The 2,335-nt window shown below is 23.9% G+C and carries 3 protein-coding genes; all 3 read right to left on the bottom strand.

Annotation, left to right across the window (positions count from 1 at the left end; genetic code table 11):
- Nucleotides 1-772 (bottom strand): hypothetical protein (locus ACWYO2_RS05785; RefSeq protein ID WP_455515532.1); only part of this gene is annotated, 772 nt, incomplete at its 3' end.
- A gap of 123 nt (nucleotides 773-895) precedes the next feature.
- Nucleotides 896-1,621, bottom strand: a complete 726-nt coding sequence (locus ACWYO2_RS05780) for a queuosine precursor transporter (protein ID WP_455515531.1) — start codon at nucleotides 1,619-1,621, stop codon at nucleotides 896-898.
- A 423-nt stretch (nucleotides 1,622-2,044) separates the two neighbouring features.
- The coding region (locus ACWYO2_RS05775; RefSeq protein WP_455515530.1) for a S16 family serine protease at nucleotides 2,045-2,335 on the bottom strand (291 nt) is incomplete at its 5' end.

The raw sequence follows: 2,335 nt of genomic DNA, 5'->3' as shown, positions 1-2,335 counted from the left end.
ATTTACCATTAGAGTATATCGTTCCAAGTAAAAGATCACTTATAGTTGAACCAATAGACATATTTATTATACCTTCTGTTTTATAATAATCTTTAAAATCAATCATAGGATAAACTTTAATCTTTATATTACTTTTTTCATCATCAATAATATGATTTCTATTAGAATCAACAAATGATGCTATTGTATAATAGGGATGATTATTAGTTTTTTCATCATTAAAATTTTCAACATATTTTCTTGAAAATGTTATATTATCTCCAAATTCCCGTAATTTTTTTTCAGTTTCTGCAGTTAAACTAATTTCAACAAATGCAACTTCTTTAATATTTTTATCTGATTTTTTATACTCTCCATTTAATAATTTAAATTTAGATAATGAATTTACATTATAATCAGAAGAAATAGAATTAATCATTGTTCCTTTATACTTAGAAAAATTTAAATCGTTAACTTTTAATTTTTCTAAACTTGTATCATCCCCTACCAGTGTATTATTTTGTGGTTTATCAATATTTTCTTCTTTTTCCTCATTATCTTTTCTATCAACTTTTCCTTGTTTAAATTTATCATTTATTGTATTTTCTTTTTTATCTTCCTCCACTTTTTCTATTGGGCTTACAGGTTTAGTCGGTTTAGAACCAGCATCCTCTTCTTTTTCTACTGGTTTTATAGGTTTAACCGGTTTAATATTATCATTTCTATCATTCATACTTGTACAACTTAGCGTACTTAATACAACTATAAAAGATATAAAAAGAAACTTTTTCATAAAATCACCATCTCAATCTATATAAAATATAATATTATTTTTAAATTAATTTTTTTACATTTTATCATATTTAGCTATAAATTAAAATATATTTCTATTAAAAAAGAAGTCATTTCTGACTTCTTATCCTATCTCTATTTCATCATTTATTTTTCCTTTATTTTTCCAATATGTTGCAATATACACAAATGGTGTATCAAATATTGAAGTAATAATTTTTAAGAAATATGTTGAAAAAATTATAGATATTATCGTAGGCATACTATATACTCCAACAAAAGCTATTGTGTTAAATATAACATTATCTACAACTTGACTTATTAATGTACTAGCATTATTTCTTATCCATAAATTCTTATATTCAGGTGTAATTTTCTTGATTCCTAGATATAATAATATATCTACATTTGAAGACACAACATAAGCAGTTAATGATCCTACTGTAAATCTAGTAAATGGTCCAAATAACGCTATCAAGTGTTGTTGATTAACATCATTAGGTGAAACTCTTAAAAATATAGCTATATTCATAATAACAGTTGTAAAAATCATAGTTAAAAAACCTATACCTATAACCTTTCTAGCTTCTTTTTTACCATAATTTTCTGTTAAAATATCTGATATTAAAAATATACTACTATATGCAATATTTCCTAGTGTAGTTTCTACACCAAATAAAATAACAAGTTTTGAAACTTGAACATTAGCTAAAATTATAGAAATTGGTGTAAATGCTAATAATCCTACTCTACCCCATTTTCTGTACGCTAATAAAATAACTGAAAAGTTTATAACGACATAAAAAAGCCAAGTAGCTTCGTTAATCGTAAAAATTTTTGAAAAATCCATTAATCCTCCTTGTTTTTATGTTCAACGCTGCCACCTATGAACTTTAAAAATATTTTAAATTAGTCAATTATTACTATATCATTTTATTTTAAATATGTAAAGTATGTTTTTATATTTTTATATATTCCAATAATCAAGGGATAAATTTTAATCCTCCTGTTTACTATATTTGTTAATAATTTTGTTATACCTATCATAAAAAGTTTATTTAATTAGAACTCATTTTTATAATTTAAAGTTTTAAGCCTCATTTTGAGCCTCATTTTGAACCTCACATTAGATACTATTTTAAAGTGTTTTTGTTATCCCTTGTTAAATGGAATATATAATTATATTTTAAAACTAAAAATTATTTTAAATTAACTAAAATATAACTTTTCCTTTTTAAACAGGGAATAGTATTATTTATCAGTCTTTTTTATACTATGCAAAAATTTTTGAATAAATTTGTTCATAATTTTCCACAAATTCTATTTTTATTTTATCAATTATATCTTTTATTATAAAATTTACACAATCTTCATTTTCTTTTGGAACAAAGAATTTTCTTATTCCAGATTTATAAGCCCCTTCGATTTTTTTCGCCACTCCTCCAACAGGCAATATTTCCCCCAAAATCGTAATTTCTCCAGTAAAAGCCATATCCTGCCTTAATTCTACCTGATTTAACGCTGAAAGGATACACGTTGTAATAGCGATTCCAGCGGAAGGCCC

It is taken from the genome of Pseudostreptobacillus sp. (assembly GCF_977040545.1).
The sequence above is the reverse complement of the archived record's forward strand: the minus strand, read 5'-3'. Positions and strand labels throughout refer to the sequence as shown.